Source organism: Protofrankia sp. CiP1_Cm_nod3, assembly GCF_982290655.1.
The window spans coordinates 16,427-23,393 of sequence record NZ_CEVIVD010000078.1; the positions used below are offsets into that span (position 1 = coordinate 16,427).

8 protein-coding genes are annotated in these 6,967 nt (G+C 68.2%); 4 read left to right on the forward strand and 4 right to left on the reverse strand.

The window, feature by feature from the left end:
• Nucleotides 1-332: 332 nt before the first annotated feature.
• The 3 genes from AC5LUJ_RS15435 to AC5LUJ_RS15445 form a co-directional block, all read right to left on the reverse strand.
• The gene (locus AC5LUJ_RS15435) at nt 333-1,106 is read right to left on the reverse strand and encodes an SDR family NAD(P)-dependent oxidoreductase (RefSeq protein WP_493465159.1); all 774 of its coding nucleotides are present in this window, start codon (nt 1,104-1,106) and stop codon (nt 333-335) included.
• Nucleotides 1,107-1,398: 292 nt separating this feature from the next.
• The gene (locus tag AC5LUJ_RS15440) at nt 1,399-1,833 is read right to left on the reverse strand and encodes a type II toxin-antitoxin system VapC family toxin (protein WP_250285838.1); all 435 of its coding nucleotides are present in this window, start codon (nt 1,831-1,833) and stop codon (nt 1,399-1,401) included.
• Entirely contained in the window at nt 1,830-2,090 is a 261-nt protein-coding gene (locus tag AC5LUJ_RS15445) for a type II toxin-antitoxin system Phd/YefM family antitoxin (RefSeq protein WP_250285837.1), read from the reverse strand. Before AC5LUJ_RS15445 ends, AC5LUJ_RS15440 begins: the two co-directional genes overlap by 4 nt.
• A gap of 42 nt (nt 2,091-2,132) precedes the next feature.
• On the opposite strand from AC5LUJ_RS15445, the gene AC5LUJ_RS15450 reads away from it, so the two are divergent.
• The 3 genes from AC5LUJ_RS15450 to AC5LUJ_RS15460 all read left to right on the forward strand — a co-directional run bounded on the left by AC5LUJ_RS15450 (nt 2,133) and on the right by AC5LUJ_RS15460 (nt 4,945).
• Entirely contained in the window at nt 2,133-2,537 is a 405-nt protein-coding gene (locus AC5LUJ_RS15450; RefSeq protein ID WP_445548752.1) for a tyrosine-protein phosphatase, read from the forward strand.
• Between the two features lie 17 nt (nt 2,538-2,554).
• Nucleotides 2,555-2,977 carry a HipA N-terminal domain-containing protein gene (locus AC5LUJ_RS15455; RefSeq protein WP_250285836.1) on the forward strand — a complete coding sequence of 141 codons (423 nt, stop codon included), beginning with the start codon at nt 2,555-2,557 and terminating at the stop codon, nt 2,975-2,977.
• Between the two features lie 414 nt (nt 2,978-3,391).
• The gene (locus AC5LUJ_RS15460) at nt 3,392-4,945 is read left to right on the forward strand and encodes a toll/interleukin-1 receptor domain-containing protein (protein WP_250290967.1); all 1,554 of its coding nucleotides are present in this window, start codon (nt 3,392-3,394) and stop codon (nt 4,943-4,945) included.
• Here AC5LUJ_RS15460 and AC5LUJ_RS15465 read toward each other — a convergent pair.
• Nucleotides 4,868-5,692 carry a hypothetical protein gene (locus tag AC5LUJ_RS15465; RefSeq protein WP_493465160.1) on the reverse strand — a complete coding sequence of 275 codons (825 nt, stop codon included), beginning with the start codon at nt 5,690-5,692 and terminating at the stop codon, nt 4,868-4,870. The genes AC5LUJ_RS15460 and AC5LUJ_RS15465 overlap by 78 nt on opposite strands.
• A 24-nt stretch (nt 5,693-5,716) precedes the next feature.
• On the opposite strand from AC5LUJ_RS15465, the gene AC5LUJ_RS15470 reads away from it, so the two are divergent.
• The coding region (locus AC5LUJ_RS15470; protein WP_493465161.1) for a hypothetical protein at nt 5,717-6,967 on the forward strand (1,251 nt) is incomplete at its 3' end.

Sequence of the window (6,967 nt, forward strand, 5' to 3'; positions counted from 1 at the left end):
CCGTCATCGTTACAGGGTGCGGATTCTTCAACGATCTGGCCACGGAGCCGGCCGGATGACGGCACCCCGAGTACGACGAGGCAGAGCACGCCAAGACGAATGACCAGCGCCCGTCCTCCGACGGGTAGAACCAGGCTCGCGGAGGTCGGGGGCGGCCCCGCTCCAGCATGTCGCTGTTCGTGACGATCAGAAAGCTGACGCGGTAGATCACCAGTAGGTTTGTAATGATCTGCATGAATTACGGAAGCTGGATGTCGCCGGTTTCCTGGCGCAACCGCCGGGTTCCGGCCAGTGGCGCCGAGCCTGGAGCGGTGGTAACAGAACGGTGGTGACTACGTGGACGAGAAGCCGCCGTCCACGAATATCGTCTGGCCGGTGATGTAAGCGGCGGCCGGCCCGGCCAGGAAGACCGCGGCGCCGACCAGGTCCGACAGTTCGCCGTTGCGCCCCACCATCGTGCGCGCGGCCATTGCCGTCGCCCGCTCCGGATCGTCGAAGACGGACCTGGTCAACGGTGTGCGGACGAATCCGGGCGCGATCGCGTTGCAGCACACCCCGTGCCTCGACCATGCCTCCGCCTGGGACCGGGTCAGTGCCGCGACAGCCGCCTTCGAAACCCCGTACGCGCCGCTGTTGCCGAACGCCCGGACCGTCTGCTGCGATGCCAGATTGATGATCCGGCCCCATCCCCGCTCGGCCATGAGGGGGCCGTAGCGGCGACCGAGGAGGAACGGCGCGTCAAGGTTCACAGCCATCGTGAGATCCCACTCGTCGTCGGTCAGCGTGCCGAAGGGCGGCCTGATGTTCACGCCGGCGGAGGCGACGAGTATGTCCGGTTCCCCGAATGGCTCGGCGGCCAGGTCGGCCGCCCTGCTCAGTTCCGCGCGGCTGGCTACGTCACAACGGACACCTTCGGCCAGTCCGCCGGCCACGCGGAGGTCGTCCACCACGGATTCCAACGCGTCGGCGCGTCGTCCCATGGCTACGACCCGAGCGCCGGCCCGGCCGAGCGCGAGCGCGATGCCCCGGCCGATGCCGGAGGTCGCGCCGGTCACCACCGCGGTGCGCCGCCGCAGTGAGAAGAGCTCGTTCAGGAAATCCGCCATCACCGTTCCTTCACCGGCCAGTGGTCAGAGCCATCGTTCTCGATCCGGGAGCTCCGAGCCTGGGATACACCTGAGGATCAGGGCGATCTCGGACCGGGCCCTGCCGACCGCCCGCGGAGTCCCTGGGGATGGTGACCTGCAACGTATGCGTCGAGTGCAGCGCGGGCCTGGGCCTGCCGTACGGGGTCAGCCAACTCGGGGCGGCGTCGGTACGCCTCGGCTTTGACATCCTGCCAGCGCCGTCCAGTATGCATGGGCCCGTCTCCTTGTCCTCTGCCGCCCTTCTTGCCGGTTACCGGGTTTCGTTGTCGTTCCATGGGTTGATCAGTGGGATTCCCAGGTGGGCGAAATCCCGGGTGTTACGGGTGGCGAGAGCCAGGTCGTGCACCGTGGCCGTCGCGGCGAGGAACCCGTCGATGACCGGCACCGGTCTGCCGTTGCGGTCGCCGTCCGCCACGAGTATTCCCCAGGCGTCGGCTATCGGGATGTCGACGGTGAGGATGCGGTCCGCGAAACGGGGTACCAGGTCCGTGTCCAGCCAGGCGGCCAGGTGCGTCCGCCGGTTGCCGGCCGGGAGGCGTTCGATCCCCCGGCGGATCTCCGCCAGTGAGAGGACGCTGATGAACGCACGGTCTTCGTCCAGCTCGTCGATCCAGCGGACGAGGGCGGGGTCAGGGCGTGGCCGCGCCCGTTCCGACAGGACGTTGGTGTCGAGAAGGACGTTCACAGGCCGATGCCAGGGGAGGTTTCCCGTGGGCGCTGGATGAGGTCGGCCACCTCGCCGAGCGGTGATGCGGCGAGAAAGTCACCCAGGGTGCCGCGGCGGCGTGTTCTGCGTTCCCATTCCTCGATGGACACCACGACTGCTGTCCGGCGCCCGTTACGGGTAATCGTCTGGGGTCCTTCGGAGGCGGCCCGGTCGAGCATCTCACTGAAGTGTGCCTTGGCGGACGCGGCCGTCCACTGGCTCGCTGGTTCGGTCACGACGAACCTCCGGTCAAGTAGGTCAGACTAGTCATAGTAGTCATGCGGCGGGCATGCAGCCAGGCCGGGACTGTCTTGCCGGGCAGTTGCCGTGCGGGTGTTGACCGTGACCTCGGCCGGGATGGCTGTTTCAACGTTCGTGGCCCCGGCAGCCTGTCCACCCGGGGCGGCCGCCGGTTGCGCCGCGGGGCGCTCGTCCGCTCGGGCAGCCTCGGCCGGCTGAGCGCGGCCGGCTGGTCCGCGCTGTACTCGCACGGCATCCGTACGATCATCGACCTGCGCAACGACGACGAGATCGGGCCATCCGGCAGGTCTCCGCGGCGAGGAAGACGTCCACACGCGAGGCCGTTCTCGCCACGCTGGCCGCCGTCGACGTCCCCGTCTGCCTGCGTTCCGCCGGCGTCCCCGCCGATATCTGTCTTCGGTGATATCGCTGTTTACGGATAGCGGCGTAGTATTGGTCAGTGGTGATACCGCCGGGTGAGTACCAGGTGGTCGCGGCGCGGGACCTCGGCGCGGCGATCAAGCACTTCCGAACCTCCGCCGGGGTGACGCAGGTGGCTGCGGCCGAGGCGGTGGAGCGGTGGGGAGCGGGCAGCCCGGCGCTGTCGGTCGGGCTACCCATCGGGGCGGTGATCGGCCCTCGGGACATGCGGGGTCTGGACTTCTTCGAGAACATCCTGCCTGAGGGGCCGACGCTGCAACGGATGGCGGCTATGGCCGGGGTACGCCCAGCCGACACCTACGGGATCCTGAAAGCGTTCGGCCGCGACTGCGCTGGCGCGATCCAGCTGCTACCCGAGGGCGAGGAGCCGGGCGACGTCCACCACGGCCGTGGGCAACGCCGACGCGCATGCCAAGAACTTCTCGATCCTGCACGAGGCTGACGAACCGACCGTCCGCCTCGTCCCGTTGTATTCAGTGAGCATCTTCCGGAGTGGATATTCTTAAATCCCTTCCGCTGGCCGCAGTCGTTCACCGGGTTGGCGGGGTACTCCCAACCGATCGCCGATCGGCGTTTTTGATCCAGGTCTTCTTTGTGTGGGCAGGGGTGGGCCCTATCGCATTCATGGTTCTACCAGAACCTGCCGTGGCTTCTGCCGTGCACGCCGACCAGCATGCCACTCCTGTGACACCGGCCAACGCAATGATCGATGAGTGTGAGGTTCTGGCCACGCCAGCGACCGCCCCACGCGGGACGAGCCCCTGTGGATGTACCAGCCCTTGTGGGATGTACGGGTGCGTTGCGTGGCATACTCCGCAGCTATGGGTGATAGGGGGATTCGGGCGGCGGCGATCCGGTGACGGGCGGGCAGCAGGAAGAGGAACCGACGCCGCGGTGGGATTTCTTCATCTCCTACACCGGTGTCGACCGAGGCTGGGCGGAGTGGGTGGCCTGGCAGCTGGAGGCCGCCGGGCTACGGGTGCTGATCCAGGCGTGGGACTTCATTCCGGGTTCGAACTGGGCAGTGCGGATGCAGCAGGGGGTCAGCCAGGCGGACCGCACCATAGCTTTGCTGTCCGAGGCCTATCTGACGTCGATCTACGGCCAGGCGGAGTGGCAGGCCGCGCAGGCCGCGGATCCACTGGGCTTCGCCAGCAGGCTGGTCCCGATCCGGATCACGGACTGCCCCCGGCCGGGGCTACTGGGGCAGATCGTGTCGTTCGATCTGTTCGATGTGCCCGCGGCGACCGCTGCCGCCCGGCTGCTCGAGCAGGTGAGGATTCTGCGGGCAGGACGGGCGAAACCCCCTGCCGCCCCGGTTTTTCCCGGCCTCGCCGATACGCCCGGCAGTACTACCGTGCTCACGTCCCCGCCGAGGACGCCGGGAGGGAGACAGCCCGTTCCGCCGCCGGCACCTGGCCCACTCGTACGTGGGACACCGGTCCGCCGCGCGGTGCTTCACCACGGCAGCCAACTCTCCCGCGCGCTCGGCGCTCCCGGGATCCGCGCGGTGATGTGGTCGCCGAACGACCGGCTGCTGGCCGCTGGCAGCGACGACAGCACCGTGACCGTATGGGACGTGGCCAACCCCGCGACTCCGGCACGTCGCGCCACCCTCACCGACCACCGTCACGGCAGTGTGAAGGCGGTGGGGTGGTCACCGGACGGCCACCTGCTTGCCACCGGCTGCGCGGACAGCACGGTACAGCTGTGGGAGATGACGGACCCCGCGAGCCCTGCCCGCCGCGCCGCCCTCACTGACCATCGCGACTGGGTGGAGGCGTTGGCGTGGTCACCGGACAGGCATGTGCTGGCCACCGGTAACCGCGACGGTACGGTGACCTTCTGGGACGTGGCCAACCCCCTGACTCCGACACGCCGTACCACCCTCACCGACCACCGCAGCCCGGTGCGGGCGGTGGCATGGTCACCGGACGGCCACCTTCTGGCCACCGGTAACCGCGACGGCACGGTGACCGTCTGGGACGTGGTCAGCCCCCTGACTCCGGCACGCCGCGCCACCCTCACCGACCACCGCGGTCCGGTGCGGGCGGTGGCATGGTCACCGGACAGCCGCCTGCTGGCCAGCGGCAGCGCGGACAGCACGGTACAGCTGTGGGGGATGGCCGACCCCGCGAGCCCCGCCCGTCGCGCCACCCTCACCGGCCACCGCGGCTGGGTGGAGGCGGTGGCATGGTCACCGGACGGCCACCTGCTTGCCGCCGGCAGCGTGGACAGCACGGTGACCGTGTGGGAGGTGACCAGCATCGCGGCCCCCACCCGCCGCGCCACCCTCACCGACCACCGCGGTCCGGTGGAGGCGGTGGCATGGTCACCGGACAGCCACCTGCTTGCTACCGGCGGTGCCGACTGGACGGTGATTGTGTGGGAGCTGCCCGATGCCCGGTAAATGGTTGTTGCGCCGGGTGAGTGTGGTCGGGCAGACCGTGACCGTTAGGCCGGAGTGTTGGAGATCCGGCCACGCGACGCCCGGATAGCTCTCCCCACGGGCAGTGATGTCGAGATCGCCTTCGGGACGAACACGTCCGATCCGGCCACCGTGGTGGTAGCACGGGAGCGGTCCGAGATCGCGAAGGGCCGCGCCATCGGGAACGGCCACGAGCAGGCACGGGCGGCCGGGGTGGATGCCGGAGCCGCGGCGGCGGCCGAGGATCGCTGCGTGAGCTGAACGCCAGGCTGACGTCCATCTGAATTCCATCTGTTGTCCATGGGGCTGGGCGCGCGATCCGACCAGACTGCCAGTGCTGGTATGTGACCTGGCCATGTTCAGGGTGAACGTGTTCGGATCGACGATGCGGTCGGGCCGGGAGATATGGTGAGCGACGAGATAACTATCAGGCTGGGTGAGGTCGCGGGGCCGGAGCTGTACCAGCGCAATGCATTTCGGATCACCGGAGTTTCCACCGACGCCGATCGGCGGACGGTGCGGCAGCGCCAGCAGAAAATCCTCACCGCGTTGCGGGCCGGCGCTGATATCGATCTCGGTCATGATCTGCCGGTCACGGCGGAGGAGACGCGCGCTGCTTTCGAGCGTATTCTCGGCGACCCGCGCGGCCGGCTGGTCGACGAGATTTTCTGGCTGTGGGACACCCCTGATCCCACCTGTGGATGTGCCCGGGAGCTGCACAGTGACCACGATGCGGCCGTCCTGGCCCACAGCGTGGCGCTCGACCGGGAGATCTCGCCGAATGCCCTGTCCGACGAGGACGCCGACGATGCCGACGATGCCGATGCCGACGCCGACGCCGACGCCGACGCCGACGCCGCCGACGCTGACGAACTCGAGCGGTTGTGGTCCGAGGCGCCGCGGCGGTGGGAGTCACTCCTGCGCCAGGAGGCCTTCTGGGGCCACATCCGGCATCGGATCGTCAGTCTGGACGAACGGCAGCTCGACGAGTCCGTCATCGACGTGCTCCGAGAGAAGGTACCGATCGCCCTGGTCAAGCCGCTGCTCGGGCTTGCTGCCACGGCGGACGGGGAAGACCCCGGCCGGCTGGCCGAGCAGGCTCGCCGCTGGCCCGTGCCACCGCATGTGGTCGACGACCATCTGGAGCTGGCCGCCGAGCCGCTGTATCGCATAGCGGAGGCAACGATAACCGAGGCGTCCAGACTGCTCGGCCGCGGCAGCCTGAACGATACGGCGTCGATCGTGCCGGAAGAGATCGTGTCGACAGCGTCGCTGATCGAGCGGCAGGCTGTGCCGAAACTGCGACGCCTGGAGGTCATGCTCCCCTCCGACCGGCACCGTCGGACGGCCTCCGTGCGCGACGACGCGGCAGTCGTGCTCAACAACTGTGCCATGAAGCTGGCGAGGAAGACCGGTTCCACCGCGAAGATTCAGGTGCGGGAGTGGTTCGCCCGGGCAGGCGAACTGGCCTCCGGCCCACTTACCATGCGGCTGCTGGCGGAGAACCGTCCCTGGTTCGACAAGATGGTGGAAGAACTCGAGCGCGTCAGGGAAAGAACCCTGGAGCAGGCCCTTATGGGCCACGTCAGCCGGGCCAGGAGGATGCTGGAGGAGGACAGACGACGGCTGCGTGGCATCTTCGGCGACGACGAGATCGACGGTTTGTTCGAAAAACTGGACGACATCGTACTGCAGGAGCGTAGGAACAGCATCAGTCAGAAAGCACGTACGACGCCGAGTCAGCCGTCGTCCCCGGATCACGCCAGACCACGGATGCCCTCCCCGCCTCCTGATAGCCGTGCGCCGCTCCGCCGACGCCGGCCTCGGGCCCGGACCGTCCGTCTCCTTGTGGCGGCGCTGCTCGCTACCGTTATCACGATCCTGGTTCTGCTGAGCAGGCCCAGTTCCCCGCCTGCCTCCCACCTTCCGATCGCTACCGTTGCCACCGGGTTTGCGTCGCTTTCTGGTGTGGCGGTTGATGGTTCTGGTGTTCTTTATATCGCC